We start from the raw sequence: 21,059 nt of genomic DNA, 5'->3' as shown, positions 1-21,059 counted from the left end.
ACTGGTTATGCAGGTCGTAGTGGGTGGCACACAAAGCTTTGCACTGGATTGCGAGGCTTTGTGCTTCTCTGGAGTGCGACAGGTTTGATGACAAAAAATTAGCGCAAGAAGACAAAAATCACCTTGCGCTAATGCTCTGTTACAGGTCACTAATACCATCTAAGTAGTTGATTCATAGTGACTGCATATGTTGTGTTTTACAGTATTATGTAGTCTGTTTTTTATGCAAAATCTAATTTAATATATTGATATTTATATCATTTTACGTTTCTCGTTCAGCTTTTTTATACTAAGTTGGCATTATAAAAAAGCATTGCTTATCAATTTGTTGCAACGAACAGGTCACTATCAGTCAAAATAAAATCATTATTTGATTTCAATTTTGTCCCACTCCCTGCCTCTGTCATCACGATACTGTGATGCCATGGTGTCCGACTTATGCCCGAGAAGATGTTGAGCAAACTTATCGCTTATCTGCTTCTCATAGAGTCTTGCAGACAAACTGCGCAACTCGTGAAAGGTAGGCGGATCCCCTTCGAAGGAAAGACCTGATGCTTTTCGTGCGCGCATAAAATACCTTGATACTGTGCCGGATGAAAGCGGTTCGCGACGAGTAGATGCAATTATGGTTTCTCCGCCAAGAATCTCTTTGCATTTATCAAGTGTTTCCTTCATTGATATTCCGAGAGCATCAATATGCAATGCTGTTGGGATGGCAATTTTTACGCCTGTTTTGCTTTGCTCGACATAAAGATATCCATCTACGATATCAGACCACTTCATTTCGCATAAATCACCAACTCGTTGCCCGGTAACAACAGCCAGTTCCATTGCAAGTCTGAGCCAACATGGTGATGATTCTGCTGCTTGATAAATTTTCAGGTATTCGTCAGCCGTAAGTCTTGATCTCCTTACCTCTGATTTTGCTGCGCGAGTGGCAGCGACATGGTTTGTTGTTATATGGCCTTCAGCTATTGCCTCTCGGAATGCATCGCTCAGTGTTGATCTGATTAACTTGGCTGACGCCGCCTTGCCCTCGTCTATGTATCCATTGAGCATTGCCGCAATTTCTTTTGTGGTGATGTCTTCAAGTGGAGCATCAGGCAGACCCCTCCTTATTGCTTTAATTTTGCTCATGTAATTTATGAGTGTCTTCTGCTTGATTCCTCTGCTGGCCAGGATTTTTTCGTAGCGATCAAGCCATGAATGTAACGTAACGGAATTATCACTGTTGATTCTCGCTGTCAGAGGCTTGTGTTTGTGTCCTGAAAATAACTCAATGTTGGCCTGTATAGCTTCAGTGATTGCGATTCGCCTGTCTCTGCCTAATCCAAACTCTTTACCCGTCCTTGGGTCCCTGTAGCAGTAATATCCATTGTTTCTTATATAAAGGTTAGGGGGTAAATCCCGGCGCTCATGACTTCGCCTTCTTCCCATTTCTGATCCTCTTCAAAAGGCCACCTGTTACTGGTCGATTTAAGTCAACCTTTACCGCTGATTCGTGGAACAGATACTCTCTTCCATCCTTAACCGGAGGTGGGAATATCCTGCATTCCCGAACCCATCGACGAACTGTTTCAAGGCTTCTTGGACGTCGCTGGCGTGCGTTCCACTCCTGAAGTGTCAAGTACATCGCAAAGTCTCCGCAATTACACGCAAGAAAAAACCGCCATCAGGCGGCTTGGTGTTCTTTCAGTTCTTCAATTCGAATATTGGTTACGTCTGCATGTGCTATCTGCGCCCATATCATCCAGTGGTCGTAGCAGTCGTTGATGTTCTCCGCTTCGATAACTCTGTTGAATGGCTCTCCATTCCATTCTCCTGTGACTCGGAAGTGCATTTATCATCTCCATAAAACAAAACCCGCCGTAGCGAGTTCAGATAAAATAAATCCCCGCGAGTGCGAGGATTGTTATGTAATATTGGGTTTAATCATCTATATGTTTTGTACAGAGAGGGCAAGTATCGTTTCCACCGTACTCGTGATAATAATTTTGCACGGTATCAGTCATTTCTCGCACATTGCAGAATGGGGATTTGTCTTCATTAGACTTATAAACCTTCATGGAATATTTGTATGCCGACTCTATATCTATACCTTCATCTACATAAACACCTTCGTGATGTCTGCATGGAGACAAGACACCGGATCTGCACAACATTGATAACGCCCAATCTTTTTGCTCAGACTCTAACTCATTGATACTCATTTATAAACTCCTTGCAATGTATGTCGTTTCAGCTAAACGGTATCAGCAATGTTTATGTAAAGAAACAGTAAGATAATACTCAACCCGATGTTTGAGTACGGTCATCATCTGACACTACAGACTCTGGCATCGCTGTGAAGACGACGCGAAATTCAGCATTTTCACAAGCGTTATCTTTTACAAAACCGATCTCACTCTCCTTTGATGCGAATGCCAGCGTCAGACATCATATGCAGATACTCACCTGCATCCTGAACCCATTGACCTCCAACCCCGTAATAGCGATGCGTAATGATGTCGATAGTTACTAACGGGTCTTGTTCGATTAACTGCCGCAGAAACTCTTCCAGGTCACCAGTGCAGTGCTTGATAACAGGAGTCTTCCCAGGATGGCGAACAACAAGAAACTGGTTTCCGTCTTCACGGACTTCGTTGCTTTCCAGTTTAGCAATACGCTTACTCCCATCCGAGATAACACCTTCGTAATACTCACGCTGCTCGTTGAGTTTTGATTTTGCTGTTTCAAGCTCAACACGCAGTTTCCCTACTGTTAGCGCAATATCCTCGTTCTCCTGGTCGCGGCGTTTGATGTATTGCTGGTTTCTTTCCCGTTCATCCAGCAGTTCCAGCACAATCGATGGTGTTACCAATTCATGGAAAAGGTCTGCGTCAAATCCCCAGTCGTCATGCATTGCCTGCTCTGCCGCTTCACGCAGTGCCTGAGAGTTAATTTCGCTCACTTCGAACCTCTCTGTTTACTGATAAGTTCCAGATCCTCCTGGCAACTTGCACAAGTCCGACAACCCTGAACGACCAGGCGTCTTCGTTCATCTATCGGATCGCCACACTCACAACAATGAGTGGCAGATATAGCCTGGTGGTTCAGGCGGCGCATTTTTATTGCTGTGTTGCGCTGTAATTCTTCTATTTCTGATGCTGAATCAATGATGTCTGCCATCTTTCATTAATCCCTGAACTGTTGGTTAATACGCTTGAGGGTGAATGCGAATAATAAAAAAGGAGCCTGTAGCTCCCTGATGATTTTGCTTTTCATGTTCATCGTTCCTTAAAGACGCCGTTTAACATGCCGATTGCCAGGCTTAAATGAGTCGGTGTGAATCCCATCAGCGTTACCGTTTCGCGGTGCTTCTTCAGTACGCTACGGCAAATGTCATCGACGTTTTTATCCGGAAACTGCTGTCTGGCTTTTTTTGATTTCAGAATTAGCCTGACGGGCAATGCTGCGAAGGGCGTTTTCCTGCTGAGGTGTCATTGAACAAGTCCCATGTCGGCAAGCATAAGCACACAGAATATGAAGCCCGCTGCCAGAAAAATGCATTCCGTGGTTGTCATACCTGGTTTCTCTCATCTGCTTCTGCTTTCGCCACCATCATTTCCAGCTTTTGTGAAAGGGATGCGGCTAACGTATGAAATTCTTCGTCTGTTTCTACTGGTATTGGCACAAACCTGATTCCAATTTGAGCAAGGCTATGTGCCATCTCGATACTCGTTCTTAACTCAACAGAAGATGCTTTGTGCATACAGCCCCTCGTTTATTATTTATCTCCTCAGCCAGCCGCTGTGCTTTCAGTGGATTTCGGATAACAGAAAGGCCGGGAAATACCCAGCCTCGCTTTGTAACGGAGTAGACGAAAGTGATTGCGCCTACCCGGATATTATCGTGAGGATGCGTCATCGCCATTGCTCCCCAAATACAAAACCAATTTCAGCCAGTGCCTCGTCCATTTTTTCGATGAACTCCGGCACGATCTCGTCAAAACTCGCCATGTACTTTTCATCCCGCTCAATCACGACATAATGCAGGCCTTCACGCTTCATACGCGGGTCATAGTTGGCAAAGTACCAGGCATTTTTTCGCGTCACCCACATGCTGTACTGCACCTGGGCCATGTAAGCTGACTTTATGGCCTCGAAACCACCGAGCCGGAACTTCATGAAATCCCGGGAGGTAAACGGGCATTTCAGTTCAAGGCCGTTGCCGTCACTGCATAAACCATCGGGAGAGCAGGCGGTACGCATACTTTCGTCGCGATAGATGATCGGGGATTCAGTAACATTCACGCCGGAAGTGAATTCAAACAGGGTTCTGGCGTCGTTCTCGTACTGTTTTCCCCAGGCCAGTGCTTTAGCGTTAACTTCCGGAGCCACACCGGTGCAAACCTCAGCAAGCAGGGTGTGGAAGTAGGACATTTTCATGTCAGGCCACTTCTTTCCGGAGCGGGGTTTTGCTATCACGTTGTGAACTTCTGAAGCGGTGATGACGCCGAGCCGTAATTTGTGCCACGCATCATCCCCCTGTTCGACAGCTCTCACATCGATCCCGGTACGCTGCAGGATAATGTCCGGTGTCATGCTGCCACCTTCTGCTCTGCGGCTTTCTGTTTCAGGAATCCAAGAGCTTTTACTGCTTCGGCCTGTGTCAGTTCTGACGATGCACGAATGTCGCGGCGAAATATCTGGGAACAGAGCGGCAATAAGTCGTCATCCCATGTTTTATCCAGGGCGATCAGCAGAGTGTTAATCTCCTGCATGGTTTCATCGTTAACCGGAGTGATGTCGCGTTCCGGCTGACGTTCTGCAGTGTATGCAGTATTTTCGACAATGCGCTCGGCTTCATCCTTGTCATAGATACCAGCAAATCCGAAGGCCAGACGGGCACACTGAATCATGGCTTTATGACGTAACATCCGTTTGGGATGCGACTGCCACGGCCCCGTGATTTCTCTGCCTTCGCGAGTTTTGAATGGTTCGCGGCGGCATTCATCCATCCATTCGGTAACGCAGATCGGATGATTACGGTCCTTGCGGTAAATCCGGCATGTACAGGATTCATTGTCCTGCTCAAAGTCCATGCCATCAAACTGCTGGTTTTCATTGATGATGCGGGACCAGCCATCAACGCCCACCACCGGAACGATGCCATTCTGCTTATCAGGAAAGGCGTAAATTTCTTTCGTCCACGGATTAAGGCCGTACTGGTTGGCAACGATCAGTAATGCGATGAACTGCGCATCGCTGGCATCACCTTTAAATGCCGTCTGGCGAAGAGTGGTGATCAGTTCCTGTGGGTCGACAGAATCCATGCCGACACGTTCAGCCAGCTTCCCAGCCAGCGTTGCGAGTGCAGTACTCATTCGTTTTATACCTCTGAATCAATATCAACCTGGTGGTGAGCAATGGTTTCAACCATGTACCGGATGTGTTCTGCCATGCGCTCCTGAAACTCAACATCGTCATCAAACGCACGGGTAATGGATTTTTTGCTGGCCCCGTGGCGTTGCAAATGATCGATGCATAGCGATTCAAACAGGTGCTGGGGCAGGCCTTTTTCCATGTCGTCTGCCAGTTCTGCCTCTTTCTCTTCACGGGCGAGCTGCTGGTAGTGACGCGCCCAGCTCTGAGCCTCAAGACGATCCTGAATGTAATAAGCGTTCATGGCTGAACTCCTGAAATAGCTGTGAAAATATCGCCCGCGAAATGCCGGGCTGATTAGGAAAACAGGAAAGGGGGTTAGTGAATGCTTTTGCTTGATCTCAGTTTCAGTATTAATATCCATTTTTTATAAGCGTCGACGGCTTCACGAAACATCTTTTCATCGCCAATAAAAGTGGCGATAGTGAATTTAGTCTGGATAGCCATAAGTGTTTGATCCATTCTTTGGGACTCCTGGCTGATTAAGTATGTCGATAAGGCGTTTCCATCCGTCACGTAATTTACGGGTGATTCGTTCAAGTAAAGATTCGGAAGGGCAGCCAGCAACAGGCCACCCTGCAATGGCATATTGCATGGTGTGCTCCTTATTTATACATAACGAAAAACGCCTCGAGTGAAGCGTTATTGGTATGCGGTAAAACCGCACTCAGGCGGCCTTGATAGTCATATCATCTGAATCAAATATTCCTGATGTATCGATATCGGTAATTCTTATTCCTTCGCTACCATCCATTGGAGGCCATCCTTCCTGACCATTTCCATCATTCCAGTCGAACTCACACACAACACCATATGCATTTAAGTCGCTTGAAATTGCTATAAGCAGAGCATGTTGCGCCAGCATGATTAATACAGCATTTAATACAGAGCCGTGTTTATTGAGTCGGTATTCAGAGTCTGACCAGAAATTATTAATCTGGTGAAGTTTTTCCTCTGTCATTACGTCATGGTCGATTTCAATTTCTATTGATGCTTTCCAGTCGTAATCAATGATGTATTTTTTGATGTTTGACATCTGTTCATATCCTCACAGATAAAAAATCGCCCTCACACTGGAGGGCAAAGAAGATTTCCAATAATCAGAACAAGTCGGCTCCTGTTTAGTTACGAGCGACATTGCTCCGTGTATTCACTCGTTGGAATGAATACACAGTGCAGTGTTTATTCTGTTATTTATGCCAAAAATAAAGGCCACTATCAGGCAGCTTTGTTGTTCTGTTTACCAAGTTCTCTGGCAATCATTGCCGTCGTTCGTATTGCCCATTTATCGACATATTTCCCATCTTCCATTACAGGAAACATTTCTTCAGGCTTAACCATGCATTCCGATTGCAGCTTGCATCCATTGCATCGCTTGAATTGTCCACACCATTGATTTTTATCAATAGTCGTAGTCATACGGATAGTCCTGGTATTGTTCCATCACATCCTGAGGATGCTCTTCGAACTCTTCAAATTCTTCTTCCATATATCACCTTAAATAGTGGATTGCGGTAGTAAAGATTGTGCCTGTCTTTTAACCACATCAGGCTCGGTGGTTCTCGTGTACCCCTACAGCGAGAAATCGGATAAACTATTACAACCCCTACAGTTTGATGAGTATAGAAATGGATCCACTCGTTATTCTCGGACGAGTGTTCAGTAATGAACCTCTGGAGAGAACCATGTATATGATCGTTATCTGGGTTGGACTTCTGCTTTTAAGCCCAGATAACTGGCCTGAATATGTTAATGAGAGAATCGGTATTCCTCATGTGTGGCATGTTTTCGTCTTTGCTCTTGCATTTTCGCTAGCAATTAATGTGCATCGATTATCAGCTATTGCCAGCGCCAGATATAAGCGATTTAAGCTAAGAAAACGCATTAAGATGCAAAACGATAAAGTGCGATCAGTAATTCAAAACCTTACAGAAGAGCAATCTATGGTTTTGTGCGCAGCCCTTAATGAAGGCAGGAAGTATGTGGTTACATCAAAACAATTCCCATACATTAGTGAGTTGATTGAGCTTGGTGTGTTGAACAAAACTTTTTCCCGATGGAATGGAAAGCATATATTATTCCCTATTGAGGATATTTACTGGACTGAATTAGTTGCCAGCTATGATCCATATAATATTGAGATAAAGCCAAGGCCAATATCTAAGTAACTAGATAAGAGGAATCGATTTTCCCTTAATTTTCTGGCGTCCACTGCATGTTATGCCGCGTTCGCCAGGCTTGCTGTACCATGTGCGCTGATTCTTGCGCTCAATACGTTGCAGGTTGCTTTCAATCTGTTTGTGGTATTCAGCCAGCACTGTAAGGTCTATCGGATTTAGTGCGCTTTCTACTCGTGATTTCGGTTTGCGATTCAGCGAGAGAATAGGGCGGTTAACTGGTTTTGCGCTTACCCCAACCAACAGGGGATTTGCTGCTTTCCATTGAGCCTGTTTCTCTGCGCGACGTTCGCGGCGGCGTGTTTGTGCATCCATCTGGATTCTCCTGTCAGTTAGCTTTGGTGGTGTGTGGCAGTTGTAGTCCTGAACGAAAACCCCCCGCGATTGGCACATTGGCAGCTAATCCGGAATCGCACTTACGGCCAATGCTTCGTTTCGTATCACACACCCCAAAGCCTTCTGCTTTGAATGCTGCCCTTCTTCAGGGCTTAATTTTTAAGAGCGTCACCTTCATGGTGGTCAGTGCGTCCTGCTGATGTGCTCAGTATCACCGCCAGTGGTATTTATGTCAACACCGCCAGAGATAATTTATCACCGCAGATGGTTATCTGTATGTTTTTTATATGAATTTATTTTTTGCAGGGGGGCATTGTTTGGTAGGTGAGAGATCTGAATTGCTATGTTTAGTGAGTTGTATCTATTTATTTTTCAATAAATACAATTGGTTATGTGTTTTGGGGGCGATCGTGAGGCAAAGAAAACCCGGCGCTGAGGCCGGGTTATTCTTGTTCTCTGGTCAAATTATATAGTTGGAAAACAAGGATGCATATATGAATGAACGATGCAGAGGCAATGCCGATGGCGATAGTGGGTATCATGTAGCCGCTTATGCTGGAAAGAAGCAATAACCCGCAGAAAAACAAAGCTCCAAGCTCAACAAAACTAAGGGCATAGACAATAACTACCGATGTCATATACCCATACTCTCTAATCTTGGCCAGTCGGCGCGTTCTGCTTCCGATTAGAAACGTCAAGGCAGCAATCAGGATTGCAATCATGGTTCCTGCATATGATGACAATGTCGCCCCAAGACCATCTCTATGAGCTGAAAAAGAAACACCAGGAATGTAGTGGCGGAAAAGGAGATAGCAAATGCTTACGATAACGTAAGGAATTATTACTATGTAAACACCAGGCATGATTCTGTTCCGCATAATTACTCCTGATAATTAATCCTTAACTTTGCCCACCTGCCTTTTAAAACATTCCAGTATATCACTTTTCATTCTTGCGTAGCAATATGCCATCTCTTCAGCTATCTCAGCATTGGTGACCTTGTTCAGAGGCGCTGAGAGATGGCCTTTTTCTGATAGATAATGTTCTGTTAAAATATCTCCGGCCTCATCTTTTGCCCGCAGGCTAATGTCTGAAAATTGAGGTGACGGGTTAAAAATAATATCCTTGGCAACCTTTTTTATATCCCTTTTAAATTTTGGCTTAATGACTATATCCAATGAGTCAAAAAGCTCCCCTTCAATATCTGTTGCCCCTAAGACCTTTAATATATCGCCAAATACAGGTAGCTTGGCTTCTACCTTCACCGTTGTTCGGCCGATGAAATGCATATGCATAACATCGTCTTTGGTGGTTCCCCTCATCAGTGGCTCTATCTGAACGCGCTCTCCACTGCTTAATGACATTCCTTTCCCGATTAAAAAATCTGTCAGATCGGATGTGGTCGGCCCGAAAACAGTTCTGGCAAAACCAATGGTGTCGCCTTCAACAAACAAAAAAGATGGGAATCCCAATGATTCGTCATCTGCGAGGCTGTTCTTAATATCTTCAACTGAAGCTTTAGAGCGATTTATCTTCTGAACCAGACTCTTGTCATTTGTTTTGGTAAAGAGAAAAGTTTTTCCATCGATTTTATGAATATACAAATAATTGGAGCCAACCTGCAGGTGATGATTATCAGCCAGCAGAGAATTAAGGAAAACAGACAGGTTTATTGAGCGCTTATCTTTCCCTTTATTTTTGCTGCGGTAAGTCGCATAAAAACCATTCTTCATAATTCAATCCATTTACTATGTTATGTTCTGAGGGGAGTGAAAATTCCCCTAATTCGATGAAGATTCTTGCTCAATTGTTATCAGCTATGCGCCGACCAGAACACCTTGCCGATCAGCCAAACGTCTCTTCAGGCCACTGACTAGCGATAACTTTCCCCACAACGGAACAACTCTCATTGCATGGGATCATTGGGTACTGTGGGTTTAGTGGTTGTAAAAACACCTGACCGCTATCCCTGATCAGTTTCTTGAAGGTAAACTCATCACCCCCAAGTCTGGCTATGCAGAAATCACCTGGCTCAACAGCCTGCTCAGGGTCAACGAGAATTAACATTCCGTCAGGAAAGCTTGGCTTGGAGCCTGTTGGTGCGGTCATGGAATTACCTTCAACCTCAAGCCAGAATGCAGAATCACTGGCTTTTTTGGTTGTGCTTACCCATCTCTCCGCATCACCTTTGGTAAAGGTTCTAAGCTTAGGTGAGAACATCCCTGCCTGAACATGAGAAAAAACAGGGTACTCATACTCACTTCTAAGTGACGGCTGCATACTAACCGCTTCATACATCTCGTAGATTTCTCTGGCGATTGAAGGGCTAAATTCTTCAACGCTAACTTTGAGAATTTTTGTAAGCAATGCGGCGTTATAAGCATTTAATGCATTGATGCCATTAAATAAAGCACCAACGCCTGACTGCCCCATCCCCATCTTGTCTGCGACAGATTCCTGGGATAAGCCAAGTTCATTTTTCTTTTTTTCATAAATTGCTTTAAGGCGACGTGCGTCCTCAAGCTGCTCTTGTGTTAATGGTTTCTTTTTTGTGCTCATACGTTAAATCTATCACCGCAAGGGATAAATATCTAACACCGTGCGTGTTGACTATTTTACCTCTGGCGGTGATAATGGTTGCATGTACTAAGGAGGTTGTATGGAACAACGCATAACCCTGAAAGATTATGCAATGCGCTTTGGGCAAACCAAGACAGCTAAAGATCTCGGCGTATATCAAAGCGCGATCAACAAGGCCATTCATGCAGGCCGAAAGATTTTTTTAACTATAAACGCTGATGGAAGCGTTTATGCGGAAGAGGTAAAGCCCTTCCCGAGTAACAAAAAAACAACAGCATAAATAACCCCGCTCTTACACATTCCAGCCCTGAAAAAGGGCATCAAATTAAACCACACCTATGGTGTATGCATTTATTTGCATACATTCAATCAATTGTTATCTAAGGAAATACTTACATATGGTTCGTGCAAACAAACGCAACGAGGCTCTACGAATCGAGAGTGCGTTGCTTAACAAAATCGCAATGCTTGGAACTGAGAAGACAGCGGAAGCTGTGGGCGTTGATAAGTCGCAGATCAGCAGGTGGAAGAGGGACTGGATTCCAAAGTTCTCAATGCTGCTTGCTGTTCTTGAATGGGGGGTCGTTGACGACGACATGGCTCGATTGGCGCGACAAGTTGCTGCGATTCTCACCAATAAAAAACGCCCGGCGGCAACCGAGCGTTCTGAACAAATCCAGATGGAGTTCTGAGGTCATTACTGGATCTATCAACAGGAGTCATTATGACAAATACAGCAAAAATACTCAACTTCGGCAGAGGTAACTTTGCCGGACAGGAGCGTAATGTGGCAGATCTCGATGATGGTTACGCCAGACTATCAAATATGCTGCTTGAGGCTTATTCGGGCGCAGATCTGACCAAGCGACAGTTTAAAGTGCTGCTTGCCATTCTGCGTAAAACCTATGGGTGGAATAAACCAATGGACAGAATCACCGATTCTCAACTTAGCGAGATTACAAAGTTACCTGTCAAACGGTGCAATGAAGCCAAGTTAGAACTCGTCAGAATGAATATTATCAAGCAGCAAGGCGGCATGTTTGGACCAAATAAAAACATCTCAGAATGGTGCATCCCTCAAAACGAGGGAAAATCCCCTAAAACGAGGGATAAAACATCCCTCAAATTGGGGGATTGCTATCCCTCAAAACAGGGGGACACAAAAGACACTATTACAAAAGAAAAAAGAAAAGATTATTCGTCAGAGAATTCTGGCGAATCCTCTGACCAGCCAGAAAACGACCTTTCTGTGGTGAAACCGGATGCTGCAATTCAGAGCGGCAGCAAGTGGGGGACAGCAGAAGACCTGACCGCCGCAGAGTGGATGTTTGACATGGTGAAGACTATCGCACCATCAGCCAGAAAACCGAATTTTGCTGGGTGGGCTAACGATATCCGCCTGATGCGTGAACGTGACGGACGTAACCACCGCGACATGTGTGTGCTGTTCCGCTGGGCATGCCAGGACAACTTCTGGTCCGGTAACGTGCTGAGCCCGGCCAAACTCCGCGATAAGTGGACCCAACTCGAAATCAACCGTAACAAGCAACAGGCAGGCGTGACAGCCAGCAAACCAAAACTCGACCTGACAAACACAGACTGGATTTACGGGGTGGATCTATGAAAAACATCGCCGCACAGATGGTTAACTTTGACCGTGAGCAGATGCGTCGGATCGCCAACAACATGCCGGAACAGTACGACGAAAAGCCGCAGGTACAGCAGGTAGCGCAGATCATCAACGGTGTGTTCAGCCAGTTACTGGCAACTTTCCCGGCGAGCCTGGCTAACCGTGACCAGAACGAAGTGAACGAAATCCGTCGCCAGTGGGTTCTGGCTTTTCGGGAAAACGGGATCACCACGATGGAACAGGTTAACGCAGGAATGCGCGTAGCCCGTCGGCAGAATCGACCATTTCTGCCATCACCCGGGCAGTTTGTTGCATGGTGCCGGGAAGAAGCATCCGTTACCGCCGGACTGCCAAACGTCAGCGAGCTGGTTGATATGGTTTACGAGTATTGCCGGAAGCGAGGCCTGTATCCGGATGCGGAGTCTTATCCGTGGAAATCAAACGCGCACTACTGGCTGGTTACCAACCTGTATCAGAACATGCGGGCCAATGCGCTTACTGATGCGGAATTACGCCGTAAGGCCGCAGATGAGCTTGTCCATATGACTGCGAGAATTAACCGTGGTGAGGCGATCCCTGAACCAGTAAAACAACTTCCTGTCATGGGCGGTAGACCTCTAAATCGTGCACAGGCTCTGGCGAAGATCGCAGAAATCAAAGCTAAGTTCGGACTGAAAGGAGCAAGTGTATGACGGGCAAAGAGGCAATTATTCATTACCTGGGGACGCATAATAGCTTCTGTGCGCCGGACGTTGCCGCGCTAACAGGCGCAACAGTAACCAGCATAAATCAGGCCGCGGCTAAAATGGCACGGGCAGGTCTTCTGGTTATCGAAGGTAAGGTCTGGCGAACGGTGTATTACCGGTTTGCTACCAGGGAAGAACGGGAAGGAAAGATGAGCACGAACCTGGTTTTTAAGGAGTGTCGCCAGAGTGCCGCGATGAAACGGGTATTGGCGGTATATGGAGTTAAAAGATGACCATCTACATTACTGAGCTAATAACAGGCCTGCTGGTAATCGCAGGCCTTTTTATTTGGGGGAGAGGGAAGTCATGAAAAAACTAACCTTTGAAATTCGATCTCCAGCACATCAGCAAAACGCTATTCACGCAGTACAGCAAATCCTTCCAGACCCAACCAAACCAATCGTAGTAACCATTCAGGAACGCAACCGCAGCTTAGACCAAAACAGGAAGCTATGGGCCTGCTTAGGTGACGTCTCTCGTCAGGTTGAATGGCATGGTCGCTGGCTGGATGCAGAAAGCTGGAAGTGTGTGTTTACCGCAGCATTAAAGCAGCAGGATGTTGTTCCTAACCTTGCCGGGAATGGCTTTGTGGTAATAGGCCAGTCAACCAGCAGGATGCGTGTAGGCGAATTTGCGGAGCTATTAGAGCTTATACAGGCATTCGGTACAGAGCGTGGCGTTAAGTGGTCAGACGAAGCGAGACTGGCTCTGGAGTGGAAAGCGAGATGGGGAGACAGGGCTGCATGATAAATGTCGTTAGTTTCTCCGGTGGCAGGACGTCAGCATATTTGCTCTGGCTAATGGAGCAAAAGCGACGGGCAGGTAAAGACGTGCATTACGTTTTCATGGATACAGGTTGTGAACATCCAATGACATATCGGTTTGTCAGGGAAGTTGTGAAGTTCTGGGATATACCGCTCACCGTATTGCAGGTTGATATCAACCCGGAGCTTGGACAGCCAAATGGTTATACGGTATGGGAACCAAAGGATATTCAGACGCGAATGCCTGTTCTGAAGCCATTTATCGATATGGTAAAGAAATATGGCACTCCATACGTCGGCGGCGCGTTCTGCACTGACAGATTAAAACTCGTTCCCTTCACCAAATACTGTGATGACCATTTCGGGCGAGGGAATTACACCACGTGGATTGGCATCAGAGCTGATGAACCGAAGCGGCTAAAGCCAAAGCCTGGAATCAGATATCTTGCTGAACTGTCAGACTTTGAGAAGGAAGATATCCTCGCATGGTGGAAGCAACAACCATTCGATTTGCAAATACCGGAACATCTCGGTAACTGCATATTCTGCATTAAAAAATCAACGCAAAAAATCGGACTTGCCTGCAAAGATGAGGAGGGATTGCAGCGTGTTTTTAATGAGGTCATCACGGGATCCCATGTGCGTGACGGACATCGGGAAACGCCAAAGGAGATTATGTACCGAGGAAGAATGTCGCTGGACGGTATCGCGAAAATGTATTCAGAAAATGATTATCAAGCCCTGTATCAGGACATGGTACGAGCTAAAAGATTCGATACCGGCTCTTGTTCTGAGTCATGCGAAATATTTGGAGGGCAGCTTGATTTCGACTTCGGGAGGGAAGCTGCATGATGCGATGTTATCGGTGCGGTGAATGCAAAGAAGATAACCGCTTCCGACCAAATCAACCTTACTGGAATCGATGGTGTCTCCGGTGTGAAAGAACACCAACAGGGGTGTTACCACTACCGCAGGAAAAGGAGGACGTGTGGCGAGACAGCGACGAAGTATCACCGACATAATCTGCGAAAACTGCAAATACCTTCCAACGAAACGCACCAGAAATAAACCCAAGCCAATCCCAAAAGAATCTGACGTAAAAACCTTCAACTACACGGCTCACCTGTGGGATATCCGGTGGCTAAGACGTCGTGCGAGGAAAACAAGGTGATTGACCAAAATCGAAGTTACGAACAAGAAAGCGTCGAGCGAGCTTTAACGTGCGCTAACTGCGGTCAGAAGCTGCATGTGCTGGAAGTTCACGTGTGTGAGCACTGCTGCGCAGAACTGATGAGCGATCCGAATAGCTCGATGCACGAGGAAGAAGATGATGGCTAAACCAGCGCGAAGACGATGTAAAAACGATGAATGCCGGGAATGGTTTCACCCTGCATTCGCTAATCAGTGGTGGTGCTCTCCAGAGTGTGGAACCAAGATAGCACTCGAACGACGAAGTAAAGAACGCGAAAAAGCGGAAAAAGCAGCAGAGAAGAAACGACGACGAGAGGAGCAGAAACAGAAAGATAAACTTAAGATTCGAAAACTCGCCTTAAAGCCCCGCAGTTACTGGATTAAACAAGCCCAACAAGCCGTAAACGCCTTCATCAGAGAAAGAGACCGCGACTTACCATGTATCTCGTGCGGAACGCTCACGTCTGCTCAGTGGGATGCCGGACATTACCGGACAACTGCTGCGGCACCTCAACTCCGATTTAATGAACGCAATATTCACAAGCAATGCGTGGTGTGCAACCAGCACAAAAGCGGAAATCTCGTTCCGTATCGCGTCGAACTGATTAGCCGCATCGGGCAGGAAGCAGTAGACGAAATCGAATCAAACCATAACCGCCATCGCTGGACTATCGAAGAGTGCAAGGCGATCAAGGCAGAGTACCAACAGAAACTCAAAGACCTGCGAAATAGCAGAAGTGAGGCCGCATGACGTTCTCAGTAAAAACCATTCCAGACATGCTCGTTGAAACATACGGAAATCAGACAGAAGTAGCACGCAGACTGAAATGTAGTCGCGGTACGGTCAGAAAATACGTTGATGATAAAGACGGGAAAATGCACGCCATCGTCAACGACGTTCTCATGGTTCATCGCGGATGGAGTGAAAGAGATGCGCTATTACGAAAAAATTGATGGCAGCAAATACCGAAATATTTGGGTAGTTGGCGATCTGCACGGATGCTACACGAACCTGATGAACAAACTGGATACGATTGGATTCGACAACAAAAAAGACCTGCTTATCTCGGTGGGCGATTTGGTTGATCGTGGTGCAGAGAACGTTGAATGCCTGGAATTAATCACATTCCCCTGGTTCAGAGCTGTACGTGGAAACCATGAGCAAATGATGATTGATGGCTTATCAGAGCGTGGAAACGTTAATCACTGGCTGCTTAATGGCGGTGGCTGGTTCTTTAATCTCGATTACGACAAAGAAATTCTGGCTAAAGCTCTTGCCCATAAAGCAGATGAACTTCCGTTAATCATCGAACTGGTGAGCAAAGATAAAAAATATGTTATCTGCCACGCCGATTATCCCTTTGACGAATACGAGTTTGGAAAGCCAGTTGATCATCAGCAGGTAATCTGGAACCGCGAACGAATCAGCAACTCACAAAACGGGATCGTGAAAGAAATCAAAGGCGCGGACACGTTCATCTTTGGTCATACGCCAGCAGTGAAACCACTCAAGTTTGCCAACCAAATGTATATCGATACCGGCGCAGTGTTCTGCGGAAACCTAACATTGATTCAGGTACAGGGAGAAGGCGCATGAGACTCGAAAGCGTAGCTAAATTTCATTCGCCAAAAAGCCCGATGATGAGCGACTCACCACGGGCCACGGCTTCTGACTCTCTTTCCGGTACTGATGTGATGGCTGCTATGGGGATGGCGCAATCACAAGCCGGATTCGGTATGGCTGCATTCTGCGGTAAGCACGAACTCAGCCAGAACGACAAACAAAAGGCTATCAACTATCTGATGCAATTTGCACACAAGGTATCGGGGAAATACCGTGGTGTGGCAAAGCTTGAAGGAAATACTAAGGCAAAGGTACTGCAAGTGCTCGCAACATTCGCTTATGCGGATTATTGCCGTAGTGCCGCGACGCCGGGGGCAAGATGCAGAGATTGCCATGGTACAGGCCGTGCGGTTGATATTGCCAAAACAGAGCTGTGGGGGAGAGTTGTCGAGAAAGAGTGCGGAAGATGCAAAGGCGTCGGCTATTCAAGGATGCCAGCAAGCGCAGCATATCGCGCTGTGACGATGCTAATCCCAAACCTTACCCAACCCACCTGGTCACGCACTGTTAAGCCGCTGTATGACGCTCTGGTGGTGCAATGCCACAAAGAAGAGTCAATCGCAGACAACATTTTGAATGCGGTCACACGTTAGCAGCATGATTGCCACGGATGGCAACATATTAACGGCATGATATTGACTTATTGAATAAAATTGGGTAAATTTGACTCAACGATGGGTTAATTCGCTCGTTGTGGTAGTGAGATGAAAAGAGGCGGCGCTTACTACCGATTCCGCCTAGTTGGTCACTTCGACGTATCGTCTGGAACTCCAACCATCGCAGGCAGAGAGGTCTGCAAAATGCAATCCCGAAACAGTTCGCAGGTAATAGTTAGAGCCTGCATAACGGTTTCGGGATTTTTTATATCTGCACAACAGGTAAGAGCATTGAGTCGATAATCGTGAAGAGTCGGCGAGCCTGGTTAGCCAGTGCTCTTTCCGTTGTGCTGAATTAAGCGAATACCGGAAGCAGAACCGGATCACCAAATGCGTACAGGCGTCATCGCCGCCCAGCAACAGCACAACCCAAACTGAGCCGTAGCCACTGTCTGTCCTGAATTCATTAGTAATAGTTACGCTGCGGCCTTTTACACATGACCTTCGTGAAAGCGGGTGGCAGGAGGTCGCGCTAACAACCTCCTGCCGTTTTGCCCGTGCATATCGGTCACGAACAAATCTGATTACTAAACACAGTAGCCTGGATTTGTTCTATCAGTAATCGACCTTATTCCTAATTAAATAGAGCAAATCCCCTTATTGGGGGTAAGACATGAAGATGCCAGAAAAACATGACCTGTTGGCCGCCATTCTCGCGGCAAAGGAACAAGGCATCGGGGCAATCCTTGCGTTTGCAATGGCGTACCTTCGCGGCAGATATAATGGCGGTGCGTTTACAAAAACAGTAATCGACGCAACGATGTGCGCCATTATCGCCTAGTTCATTCGTGACCTTCTCGACTTCGCCGGACTAAGTAGCAATCTCGCTTATATAACGAGCGTGTTTATCGGCTACATCGGTACTGACTCGATTGGTTCGCTTATCAAACGCTTCGCTGCTAAAAAAGCCGGAGTAGAAGATGGTAGAAATCAATAATCAACGTAAGGCGTTCCTCGATATGCTGGCGTGGTCGGAGGGAACTGATAACGGACGTCAGAAAACCAGAAATCATGGTTATGACGTCATTGTAGGCGGAGAGCTATTTACTGATTACTCCGATCACCCTCGCAAACTTGTCACGCTAAACCCAAAACTCAAATCAACAGGCGCCGGACGCTACCAGCTTCTTTCCCGTTGGTGGGATGCCTACCGCAAGCAGCTTGGCCTGAAAGACTTCTCTCCGAAAAGTCAGGACGCTGTGGCATTGCAGCAGATTAAGGAGCGTGGCGCTTTACCTATGATTGATCGTGGTGATATCCGTCAGGCAATCGACCGTTGCAGCAATATCTGGGCTTCACTGCCGGGCGCTGGTTATGGTCAGTTCGAGCATAAGGCTGACAGCCTGATTGCAAAATTCAAAGAAGCGGGCGGAACGGTCAGAGAGATTGATGTATGAGCAGAGTCACCGCGATTATCTCCGCTCTGGTTATCTGCATCATCGTCTGCCTGTCATGGGCTGTTAATCATTACCGTGATAACGCCATTACCTACAAAGCCCAGCGCGACAAAAATGCCAGAGAACTGAAGCTGGCGAACGCGGCAATTACTGACATGCAGATGCGTCAGCGTGATGTTGCTGCGCTCGATGCAAAATACACGAAGGAGTTAGCTGATGCTAAAGCTGAAAATGATGCTCTGCGTGATGATGTTGCCGCTGGTCGTCGTCGGTTGCACATCAAAGCAGTCTGTCAGTCAGTGCGTGAAGCCACCACCGCCTCCGGCGTGGATAATGCAGCCTCCCCCCGACTGGCAGACACCGCTGAACGGGATTATTTCACCCTCAGAGAGAGGCTGATCACTATGCAAAAACAACTGGAAGGAACCCAGAAGTATATTAATGAGCAGTGCAGATAGAGTTGCCCATATCGATGGGCAACTCATGCAATTATTGTGAGCAATACACACGCGCTTCCAGCGGAGTATAAATGCCTAAAGTAATAAAACCGAGCAATCCATTTACGAATGTTTGCTGGGTTTCTGTTTTAACAACATTTTCTGCGCCGCCACAAATTTTGGCTGCATCGACAGTTTTCTTCTGCCCAATTCCAGAAACGAAGAAATGATGGGTGATGGTTTCCTTTGGTGCTACTGCTGCCGGTTTGTTTTGAACAGTAAACGTCTGTTGAGCACATCCTGTAATAAGCAGGGCCAGCGCAGTAGCGAGTAGCATTTTTTTCATGGTGTTATTCCCGATGCTTTTTGAAGTTCGCAGAATCGTATGTGTAGAAAATTAAACAAACCCTAAACAATGAGTTGAAATTTCATATTGTTAATATTTATTAATGTATGTCAGGTGCGATGAATCGTCATTGTATTCCCGGATTAACTATGTCCACAGCCCTGACGGGGAACTTCTCTGCGGGAGTGTCCGGGAATAATTAAAACGATGCACACAGGGTTTAGCGCGTACACGTATTGCATTATGCCAACGCCCCGGTGCTGACACGGAAGAAACCGGACGTTATGATTTAGCGTGGAAAGATTTGTGTAGTGTTCTGAATGCTCTCAGTAAATAGTAATGAATTATCAAAGGTATAGTAATATCTTTTATGTTCATGGATATTTGTAACCCATCGGAAAACTCCTGCTTTAGCAAGATTTTCCCTGTATTGCTGAAATGTGATTTCTCTTGATTTCAACCTATCATAGGACGTTTCTATAAGATGCGTGTTTCTTGAGAATTTAACATTTACAACCTTTTTAAGTCCTTTTATTAACACGGTGTTATCGTTTTCTAACACGATGTGAATATTATCTGTGGCTAGATAGTAAATATAATGTGAGACGTTGTGACGTTTTAGTTCAGAATAAAACAATTCACAGTCTAAATCTTTTCGCACTTGATCGAATATTTCTTTAAAAATGGCAACCTGAGCCATTGGTAAAACCTTCCATGTGATACGAGGGCGCGTAGTTTGCATTATCGTTTTTATCGTTTCAATCTGGTCTGACCTCCTTGTGTTTTGTTGATGATTTATGTCAAATATTAGGAATGTTTTCACTTAATAGTATTGGTTGCGTAACAAAGTGCGGTCCTGCTGGCATTCTGGAGGGAAATACAACCGACAGATGTATGTAAGGCCAACGTGCTCAAATCTTCATACAGAAAGATTTGAAGTAATATTTTAACCGCTAGATGAAGAGCAAGCGCATGGAGCGACAAAATGAATAAAGAACAATCTGCTGATGATCCCTCCGTGGATCTGATTCGTGTAAAAAATATGCTTAATAGCACCATTTCTATGAGTTACCCTGATGTTGTAATTGCATGTATAGAACATAAGGTGTCTCTGGAAGCATTCAGAGCAATTGAGGCAGCGTTGGTGAAGCACGATAATAATATGAAGGATTATTCCCTGGTGGTTGACTGATCACCATAACTGCTAATCATTCAAACTATTTAGTCTGTGACAGAGCCAACACGCAGTCTGTCACTGTCAGGAAAGTGGTAAAACTGCAACTCAATTACTGCAATGCCCTCGTAATTAAGTGAATTTACAATATCGTCCTGTTCGGAGGGAAGAACGCGGGATGTTCATTCTTCATCACTTTTAATTGATGTATATGCTCTCTTTTCTGACGTTAGTCTCCGACGGCAGGCTTCAATGACCCAGGCTGAGAAATTCCCGGACCCTTTTTGCTCAAGAGCGATGTTAATTTGTTCAATCATTTGGTTAGGAAAGCGGATGTTGCGGGTTGTTGTTCTGCGGGTTCTGTTCTTCGTTGACATGAGGTTGCCCCGTATTCAGTGTCGCTGATTTGTATTGTCTGAAGTTGTTTTTACGTTAAGTTGATGCAGATCAATTAATACGATACCTGCGTCATAATTGATTATTTGACGTGGTTTGATGGCCTCCACGCACGTTGTGATATGTAGATGATAATCATTATCACTTTACGGGTCCTTTCCGGTGATCCGACAGGTTACGGG

Annotated in this window: 39 protein-coding genes and 1 pseudogene; 19 read left to right on the top strand and 21 right to left on the bottom strand. The window is 45.9% G+C overall.

What is annotated here, in order from left to right:
- Positions 1-366: 366 nt before the first annotated feature.
- The 14 genes from EUAN_RS10500 to EUAN_RS10455 form a co-directional block, all read right to left on the bottom strand.
- Positions 367-1,437 carry a tyrosine-type recombinase/integrase gene (locus EUAN_RS10500; protein ID WP_000533640.1) on the bottom strand — a complete coding sequence of 357 codons (1,071 nt, stop codon included), beginning with the start codon at positions 1,435-1,437 and terminating at the stop codon, positions 367-369.
- Complete coding sequence (locus EUAN_RS12350; protein ID WP_002414258.1) at positions 1,415-1,633, bottom strand: excisionase; 219 nt, start codon at positions 1,631-1,633, stop codon at positions 1,415-1,417. Before EUAN_RS12350 ends, EUAN_RS10500 begins: the two co-directional genes overlap by 23 nt.
- A gap of 295 nt (positions 1,634-1,928) precedes the next feature.
- Positions 1,929-2,210: a hypothetical protein gene (locus tag EUAN_RS12820; protein ID WP_000026224.1), complete on the bottom strand. Its 282-nt coding sequence runs from the start codon at positions 2,208-2,210 to the stop codon at positions 1,929-1,931.
- Positions 2,211-2,401: 191 nt separating this feature from the next.
- A complete protein-coding gene (locus tag EUAN_RS10490; RefSeq protein WP_001289873.1) occupies positions 2,402-2,950 on the bottom strand; it encodes an ead/Ea22-like family protein in 549 nt (182 codons plus the stop codon).
- Positions 2,947-3,168 (bottom strand): TraR/DksA family transcriptional regulator, encoded by a 222-nt coding sequence (locus tag EUAN_RS12345; protein ID WP_000763367.1) that lies wholly within the window; start codon positions 3,166-3,168, stop codon positions 2,947-2,949. Before EUAN_RS12345 ends, EUAN_RS10490 begins: the two co-directional genes overlap by 4 nt.
- 391 nt (positions 3,169-3,559) lie before the next feature.
- The gene (locus EUAN_RS10485) at positions 3,560-3,751 is read right to left on the bottom strand and encodes a DUF1382 family protein (protein WP_015979260.1); all 192 of its coding nucleotides are present in this window, start codon (positions 3,749-3,751) and stop codon (positions 3,560-3,562) included.
- Complete coding sequence (locus EUAN_RS12335; protein ID WP_000149542.1) at positions 3,724-3,906, bottom strand: DUF1317 domain-containing protein; 183 nt, start codon at positions 3,904-3,906, stop codon at positions 3,724-3,726. Before EUAN_RS12335 ends, EUAN_RS10485 begins: the two co-directional genes overlap by 28 nt.
- Positions 3,903-4,583 (bottom strand): lambda exonuclease family protein, encoded by a 681-nt coding sequence (locus EUAN_RS10480; protein ID WP_000186853.1) that lies wholly within the window; start codon positions 4,581-4,583, stop codon positions 3,903-3,905. Before EUAN_RS10480 ends, EUAN_RS12335 begins: the two co-directional genes overlap by 4 nt.
- Positions 4,580-5,365 (bottom strand): phage recombination protein Bet, encoded by a 786-nt coding sequence (gene bet, locus EUAN_RS10475; protein WP_000100844.1) that lies wholly within the window; start codon positions 5,363-5,365, stop codon positions 4,580-4,582. Before bet ends, EUAN_RS10480 begins: the two co-directional genes overlap by 4 nt.
- Positions 5,366-5,370: 5 nt before the next feature.
- On the bottom strand, positions 5,371-5,787 hold the full coding sequence (locus EUAN_RS10470) for a host-nuclease inhibitor Gam family protein (protein ID WP_012767707.1): 417 nt from the start codon (positions 5,785-5,787) through the stop codon (positions 5,371-5,373).
- Positions 5,742-5,870 carry a host cell division inhibitory peptide Kil gene (kil, locus tag EUAN_RS12505; RefSeq protein ID WP_001007579.1) on the bottom strand — a complete coding sequence of 43 codons (129 nt, stop codon included), beginning with the start codon at positions 5,868-5,870 and terminating at the stop codon, positions 5,742-5,744. Before kil ends, EUAN_RS10470 begins: the two co-directional genes overlap by 46 nt.
- A complete protein-coding gene (locus EUAN_RS13085) occupies positions 5,854-6,018 on the bottom strand; it encodes a protease FtsH-inhibitory lysogeny factor CIII (RefSeq protein WP_001198861.1) in 165 nt (54 codons plus the stop codon). Before EUAN_RS13085 ends, kil begins: the two co-directional genes overlap by 17 nt.
- A gap of 72 nt (positions 6,019-6,090) precedes the next feature.
- A complete protein-coding gene (locus EUAN_RS10460) occupies positions 6,091-6,459 on the bottom strand; it encodes a DUF2528 family protein (RefSeq protein WP_000065374.1) in 369 nt (122 codons plus the stop codon).
- 182 nt (positions 6,460-6,641) lie between these two features.
- Positions 6,642-6,842, bottom strand: a complete 201-nt coding sequence (locus EUAN_RS10455) for an antirestriction Ral family protein (protein ID WP_000213975.1) — start codon at positions 6,840-6,842, stop codon at positions 6,642-6,644.
- A gap of 197 nt (positions 6,843-7,039) precedes the next feature.
- Between EUAN_RS10455 and EUAN_RS10450 the strand changes: the two genes are divergently transcribed.
- Positions 7,040-7,591, top strand: a complete 552-nt coding sequence (locus EUAN_RS10450; protein WP_223248937.1) for a superinfection exclusion B family protein — start codon at positions 7,040-7,042, stop codon at positions 7,589-7,591.
- Here the strand turns inward: EUAN_RS10450 and EUAN_RS10445 are convergent, their stop codons facing one another.
- The 4 genes from EUAN_RS10445 to EUAN_RS10430 form a co-directional block, all read right to left on the bottom strand.
- The gene (locus EUAN_RS10445; protein WP_001564525.1) at positions 7,592-7,915 is read right to left on the bottom strand and encodes an antitermination protein N; all 324 of its coding nucleotides are present in this window, start codon (positions 7,913-7,915) and stop codon (positions 7,592-7,594) included.
- Positions 7,916-8,379: 464 nt separating this feature from the next.
- Complete coding sequence (locus EUAN_RS10440; protein WP_001245922.1) at positions 8,380-8,814, bottom strand: protein rexB; 435 nt, start codon at positions 8,812-8,814, stop codon at positions 8,380-8,382.
- 15 nt (positions 8,815-8,829) lie between these two features.
- Positions 8,830-9,669: a protein rexA gene (locus EUAN_RS10435; protein ID WP_000788349.1), complete on the bottom strand. Its 840-nt coding sequence runs from the start codon at positions 9,667-9,669 to the stop codon at positions 8,830-8,832.
- A gap of 112 nt (positions 9,670-9,781) precedes the next feature.
- Complete coding sequence (locus tag EUAN_RS10430) at positions 9,782-10,495, bottom strand: LexA family protein (RefSeq protein ID WP_000104864.1); 714 nt, start codon at positions 10,493-10,495, stop codon at positions 9,782-9,784.
- 100 nt (positions 10,496-10,595) lie between these two features.
- On the opposite strand from EUAN_RS10430, the gene EUAN_RS10425 reads away from it, so the two are divergent.
- From EUAN_RS10425 to rzpD, 17 genes and pseudogenes are all read left to right on the top strand, one after another.
- Complete coding sequence (locus tag EUAN_RS10425) at positions 10,596-10,796, top strand: Cro/CI family transcriptional regulator (RefSeq protein WP_000437875.1); 201 nt, start codon at positions 10,596-10,598, stop codon at positions 10,794-10,796.
- A gap of 118 nt (positions 10,797-10,914) precedes the next feature.
- Positions 10,915-11,208 carry a CII family transcriptional regulator gene (locus EUAN_RS10420; RefSeq protein WP_000251069.1) on the top strand — a complete coding sequence of 98 codons (294 nt, stop codon included), beginning with the start codon at positions 10,915-10,917 and terminating at the stop codon, positions 11,206-11,208.
- A 32-nt stretch (positions 11,209-11,240) separates the two neighbouring features.
- A complete protein-coding gene (locus EUAN_RS12455) occupies positions 11,241-12,140 on the top strand; it encodes a replication protein (protein ID WP_000185505.1) in 900 nt (299 codons plus the stop codon).
- Positions 12,137-12,838: a replication protein P gene (locus EUAN_RS10410; protein WP_000788910.1), complete on the top strand. Its 702-nt coding sequence runs from the start codon at positions 12,137-12,139 to the stop codon at positions 12,836-12,838. The genes EUAN_RS12455 and EUAN_RS10410 overlap by 4 nt, the downstream gene beginning before the upstream one ends.
- Positions 12,835-13,125, top strand: a complete 291-nt coding sequence (locus EUAN_RS10405) for a protein ren (RefSeq protein WP_000145933.1) — start codon at positions 12,835-12,837, stop codon at positions 13,123-13,125. Before EUAN_RS10410 ends, EUAN_RS10405 begins: the two co-directional genes overlap by 4 nt.
- A gap of 73 nt (positions 13,126-13,198) precedes the next feature.
- The gene (locus EUAN_RS10400) at positions 13,199-13,639 is read left to right on the top strand and encodes a recombination protein NinB (RefSeq protein ID WP_000736903.1); all 441 of its coding nucleotides are present in this window, start codon (positions 13,199-13,201) and stop codon (positions 13,637-13,639) included.
- Positions 13,606-14,508 carry a phosphoadenosine phosphosulfate reductase domain-containing protein gene (locus EUAN_RS10395; protein WP_227864649.1) on the top strand — a complete coding sequence of 301 codons (903 nt, stop codon included), beginning with the start codon at positions 13,606-13,608 and terminating at the stop codon, positions 14,506-14,508. The genes EUAN_RS10400 and EUAN_RS10395 overlap by 34 nt, the downstream gene beginning before the upstream one ends.
- Complete coding sequence (gene ninD, locus EUAN_RS12305; RefSeq protein WP_000984218.1) at positions 14,505-14,678, top strand: protein NinD; 174 nt, start codon at positions 14,505-14,507, stop codon at positions 14,676-14,678. Before EUAN_RS10395 ends, ninD begins: the two co-directional genes overlap by 4 nt.
- Positions 14,645-14,827, top strand: coding sequence for a NinE family protein (locus EUAN_RS12300; RefSeq protein WP_000113775.1), 183 nt, complete (start codon positions 14,645-14,647; stop codon positions 14,825-14,827). The genes ninD and EUAN_RS12300 overlap by 34 nt, the downstream gene beginning before the upstream one ends.
- Entirely contained in the window at positions 14,782-14,994 is a 213-nt protein-coding gene (locus tag EUAN_RS12295; protein WP_306424353.1) for a protein NinF, read from the top strand. Before EUAN_RS12300 ends, EUAN_RS12295 begins: the two co-directional genes overlap by 46 nt.
- The gene (locus EUAN_RS10390; protein WP_015979261.1) at positions 14,984-15,598 is read left to right on the top strand and encodes a recombination protein NinG; all 615 of its coding nucleotides are present in this window, start codon (positions 14,984-14,986) and stop codon (positions 15,596-15,598) included. Before EUAN_RS12295 ends, EUAN_RS10390 begins: the two co-directional genes overlap by 11 nt.
- On the top strand, positions 15,595-15,801 hold the full coding sequence (locus EUAN_RS10385; RefSeq protein WP_002901791.1) for a phage NinH family protein: 207 nt from the start codon (positions 15,595-15,597) through the stop codon (positions 15,799-15,801). Before EUAN_RS10390 ends, EUAN_RS10385 begins: the two co-directional genes overlap by 4 nt.
- Positions 15,707-16,444: a serine/threonine protein phosphatase gene (locus EUAN_RS10380; RefSeq protein WP_425388422.1), complete on the top strand. Its 738-nt coding sequence runs from the start codon at positions 15,707-15,709 to the stop codon at positions 16,442-16,444. The genes EUAN_RS10385 and EUAN_RS10380 overlap by 95 nt, the downstream gene beginning before the upstream one ends.
- Complete coding sequence (locus EUAN_RS10375; RefSeq protein ID WP_001235459.1) at positions 16,441-17,064, top strand: antitermination protein Q; 624 nt, start codon at positions 16,441-16,443, stop codon at positions 17,062-17,064. The genes EUAN_RS10380 and EUAN_RS10375 overlap by 4 nt, the downstream gene beginning before the upstream one ends.
- A 676-nt stretch (positions 17,065-17,740) precedes the next feature.
- Positions 17,741-18,064: pseudogene (locus tag EUAN_RS12900) on the top strand (phage holin, lambda family).
- Complete coding sequence (locus EUAN_RS10365) at positions 18,048-18,524, top strand: glycoside hydrolase family 24 protein (RefSeq protein WP_000229403.1); 477 nt, start codon at positions 18,048-18,050, stop codon at positions 18,522-18,524. The pseudogene EUAN_RS12900 and the gene EUAN_RS10365 overlap by 17 nt, the downstream one beginning before the upstream one ends.
- On the top strand, positions 18,521-18,982 hold the full coding sequence (rzpD, locus tag EUAN_RS10360; protein WP_000092275.1) for a prophage endopeptidase RzpD: 462 nt from the start codon (positions 18,521-18,523) through the stop codon (positions 18,980-18,982). Before EUAN_RS10365 ends, rzpD begins: the two co-directional genes overlap by 4 nt.
- 31 nt (positions 18,983-19,013) lie before the next feature.
- Here the strand turns inward: rzpD and bor are convergent, their stop codons facing one another.
- Both bor and EUAN_RS10350 read right to left on the bottom strand, forming a co-directional pair.
- Positions 19,014-19,307 carry a serum resistance lipoprotein Bor gene (gene bor / locus EUAN_RS10355; protein WP_000738492.1) on the bottom strand — a complete coding sequence of 98 codons (294 nt, stop codon included), beginning with the start codon at positions 19,305-19,307 and terminating at the stop codon, positions 19,014-19,016.
- Between the two features lie 289 nt (positions 19,308-19,596).
- Positions 19,597-20,007 (bottom strand): DUF1398 domain-containing protein, encoded by a 411-nt coding sequence (locus tag EUAN_RS10350; protein WP_012775990.1) that lies wholly within the window; start codon positions 20,005-20,007, stop codon positions 19,597-19,599.
- Between the two features lie 285 nt (positions 20,008-20,292).
- Between EUAN_RS10350 and ybcW the strand changes: the two genes are divergently transcribed.
- Positions 20,293-20,499 (top strand): protein YbcW, encoded by a 207-nt coding sequence (ybcW, locus tag EUAN_RS10345; protein WP_001031427.1) that lies wholly within the window; start codon positions 20,293-20,295, stop codon positions 20,497-20,499.
- A 164-nt stretch (positions 20,500-20,663) separates the two neighbouring features.
- Here ybcW and EUAN_RS12280 read toward each other — a convergent pair whose 3' ends face one another.
- Positions 20,664-20,858, bottom strand: coding sequence for a YlcI/YnfO family protein (locus EUAN_RS12280; RefSeq protein ID WP_001421937.1), 195 nt, complete (start codon positions 20,856-20,858; stop codon positions 20,664-20,666).
- Between the last annotated feature and the right edge of the window lie 201 nt (positions 20,859-21,059).

Origin of the sequence: Andreesenia angusta (assembly GCF_001855385.1) — a bacterium.
Classification (GTDB): domain Bacteria; phylum Bacillota; class Clostridia; order Tissierellales; family Gottschalkiaceae; genus Andreesenia; species Andreesenia angusta.
The sequence above is the reverse complement of the archived record's forward strand: the minus strand, read 5'-3'. Positions and strand labels throughout refer to the sequence as shown.

Excerpts from the sequence above, each read along its gene's own strand:
- EUAN_RS12455 (WP_000185505.1), top strand. The coding sequence starts at position 11,241 with ATGACAAATACAGCAAAAATACTCAACTTCGGCAGAGGTAACTTTGCC.
- EUAN_RS12820 (WP_000026224.1), bottom strand. The coding sequence starts at position 2,210 with ATGAGTATCAATGAGTTAGAGTCTGAGCAAAAAGATTGGGCGTTATCA.
- EUAN_RS10485 (WP_015979260.1), bottom strand. The coding sequence starts at position 3,751 with ATGCACAAAGCATCTTCTGTTGAGTTAAGAACGAGTATCGAGATGGCA.
- EUAN_RS12280 (WP_001421937.1), bottom strand. The coding sequence starts at position 20,858 with ATGTCAACGAAGAACAGAACCCGCAGAACAACAACCCGCAACATCCGC.
- EUAN_RS10390 (WP_015979261.1), top strand. The coding sequence starts at position 14,984 with ATGATGGCTAAACCAGCGCGAAGACGATGTAAAAACGATGAATGCCGG.
- ybcW (WP_001031427.1), top strand. The coding sequence starts at position 20,293 with ATGAATAAAGAACAATCTGCTGATGATCCCTCCGTGGATCTGATTCGT.
- EUAN_RS10410 (WP_000788910.1), top strand. The coding sequence starts at position 12,137 with ATGAAAAACATCGCCGCACAGATGGTTAACTTTGACCGTGAGCAGATG.
- EUAN_RS10350 (WP_012775990.1), bottom strand. The coding sequence starts at position 20,007 with ATGGCTCAGGTTGCCATTTTTAAAGAAATATTCGATCAAGTGCGAAAA.
- EUAN_RS10470 (WP_012767707.1), bottom strand. The coding sequence starts at position 5,787 with ATGGATATTAATACTGAAACTGAGATCAAGCAAAAGCATTCACTAACC.
- EUAN_RS10380 (WP_425388422.1), top strand. The coding sequence starts at position 15,707 with ATGATAAAGACGGGAAAATGCACGCCATCGTCAACGACGTTCTCATGG.
- EUAN_RS10405 (WP_000145933.1), top strand. The coding sequence starts at position 12,835 with ATGACGGGCAAAGAGGCAATTATTCATTACCTGGGGACGCATAATAGC.
- EUAN_RS10435 (WP_000788349.1), bottom strand. The coding sequence starts at position 9,669 with ATGAAGAATGGTTTTTATGCGACTTACCGCAGCAAAAATAAAGGGAAA.
- ninD (WP_000984218.1), top strand. The coding sequence starts at position 14,505 with ATGATGCGATGTTATCGGTGCGGTGAATGCAAAGAAGATAACCGCTTC.
- EUAN_RS10400 (WP_000736903.1), top strand. The coding sequence starts at position 13,199 with ATGAAAAAACTAACCTTTGAAATTCGATCTCCAGCACATCAGCAAAAC.
- EUAN_RS10450 (WP_223248937.1), top strand. The coding sequence starts at position 7,040 with ATGAGTATAGAAATGGATCCACTCGTTATTCTCGGACGAGTGTTCAGT.
- EUAN_RS10440 (WP_001245922.1), bottom strand. The coding sequence starts at position 8,814 with ATGCGGAACAGAATCATGCCTGGTGTTTACATAGTAATAATTCCTTAC.
- kil (WP_001007579.1), bottom strand. The coding sequence starts at position 5,870 with ATGGCTATCCAGACTAAATTCACTATCGCCACTTTTATTGGCGATGAA.
- EUAN_RS10480 (WP_000186853.1), bottom strand. The coding sequence starts at position 4,583 with ATGACACCGGACATTATCCTGCAGCGTACCGGGATCGATGTGAGAGCT.
- rzpD (WP_000092275.1), top strand. The coding sequence starts at position 18,521 with ATGAGCAGAGTCACCGCGATTATCTCCGCTCTGGTTATCTGCATCATC.
- EUAN_RS12345 (WP_000763367.1), bottom strand. The coding sequence starts at position 3,168 with ATGGCAGACATCATTGATTCAGCATCAGAAATAGAAGAATTACAGCGC.
- EUAN_RS10385 (WP_002901791.1), top strand. The coding sequence starts at position 15,595 with ATGACGTTCTCAGTAAAAACCATTCCAGACATGCTCGTTGAAACATAC.
- EUAN_RS12335 (WP_000149542.1), bottom strand. The coding sequence starts at position 3,906 with ATGACGCATCCTCACGATAATATCCGGGTAGGCGCAATCACTTTCGTC.
- EUAN_RS10425 (WP_000437875.1), top strand. The coding sequence starts at position 10,596 with ATGGAACAACGCATAACCCTGAAAGATTATGCAATGCGCTTTGGGCAA.
- EUAN_RS10375 (WP_001235459.1), top strand. The coding sequence starts at position 16,441 with ATGAGACTCGAAAGCGTAGCTAAATTTCATTCGCCAAAAAGCCCGATG.
- bet (WP_000100844.1), bottom strand. The coding sequence starts at position 5,365 with ATGAGTACTGCACTCGCAACGCTGGCTGGGAAGCTGGCTGAACGTGTC.
- EUAN_RS10365 (WP_000229403.1), top strand. The coding sequence starts at position 18,048 with ATGGTAGAAATCAATAATCAACGTAAGGCGTTCCTCGATATGCTGGCG.
- EUAN_RS10455 (WP_000213975.1), bottom strand. The coding sequence starts at position 6,842 with ATGACTACGACTATTGATAAAAATCAATGGTGTGGACAATTCAAGCGA.
- EUAN_RS10445 (WP_001564525.1), bottom strand. The coding sequence starts at position 7,915 with ATGGATGCACAAACACGCCGCCGCGAACGTCGCGCAGAGAAACAGGCT.
- EUAN_RS13085 (WP_001198861.1), bottom strand. The coding sequence starts at position 6,018 with ATGCAATATGCCATTGCAGGGTGGCCTGTTGCTGGCTGCCCTTCCGAA.
- EUAN_RS12350 (WP_002414258.1), bottom strand. The coding sequence starts at position 1,633 with ATGTACTTGACACTTCAGGAGTGGAACGCACGCCAGCGACGTCCAAGA.
- bor (WP_000738492.1), bottom strand. The coding sequence starts at position 19,307 with ATGAAAAAAATGCTACTCGCTACTGCGCTGGCCCTGCTTATTACAGGA.
- EUAN_RS10430 (WP_000104864.1), bottom strand. The coding sequence starts at position 10,495 with ATGAGCACAAAAAAGAAACCATTAACACAAGAGCAGCTTGAGGACGCA.
- EUAN_RS10460 (WP_000065374.1), bottom strand. The coding sequence starts at position 6,459 with ATGTCAAACATCAAAAAATACATCATTGATTACGACTGGAAAGCATCA.
- EUAN_RS10500 (WP_000533640.1), bottom strand. The coding sequence starts at position 1,437 with ATGGGAAGAAGGCGAAGTCATGAGCGCCGGGATTTACCCCCTAACCTT.
- EUAN_RS10420 (WP_000251069.1), top strand. The coding sequence starts at position 10,915 with ATGGTTCGTGCAAACAAACGCAACGAGGCTCTACGAATCGAGAGTGCG.